Origin of the sequence: Acidithiobacillus concretivorus, assembly GCF_018853445.1 — a bacterium.
Classification (GTDB): Bacteria; Pseudomonadota; Gammaproteobacteria; order Acidithiobacillales; family Acidithiobacillaceae; genus Acidithiobacillus; species Acidithiobacillus concretivorus.
The window spans coordinates 1-405 of record NZ_JABELD010000082.1 but is presented as its reverse complement, the minus strand read 5'-3'; the positions used below and the strand labels follow the sequence as shown (position 1 = coordinate 405).

The following is a 405-nucleotide window of genomic DNA, read 5'->3' as shown; positions in this document are numbered from 1 at the left end:
GCGACGTGCAGGATACGCGGCTGAAAATCCATCCCGGCAGCAAAACGACGGGACTGGCTCTGGTCGCTGAGTACGTCCGTCGTGGCCCTACGGTGATCTGGGCCGCTGAATTGGCGCATCGGGGTGGGGTAATCCGCAAGGCGCTGCAACAACGGCGCGATCATCGGCGATTTCGTCGGGCCAAGTTACGTTATCGTGCCCCGCGCTTCCTGAACCGCACGAAGCCTACAGGCTGGCTGGCTCCAAGCCTGCAACATCGGGTGGATACCACGATGGCCTGCGTATCCCGCTTGCAGCGTTGGGCACCCGTGGTGGCTCTGTCCACCCTGCTGCATCGCTTCGATACCCAGGCTTTGCAGAACCCGGAAATATCCGGTGCGGAGTACCAGCACGGCACCCTGTTCG

At 62.5% G+C, this 405-nt stretch carries 1 protein-coding gene; it reads left to right on the top strand.

Features of this window, described 5'->3' with window-relative positions; all coding sequences use genetic code 11:
- Nucleotides 1-405, top strand: a 405-nt coding sequence (locus HJG40_RS11095) for an RRXRR domain-containing protein (protein ID WP_215864251.1), incomplete at both ends; no start/stop codon positions are given.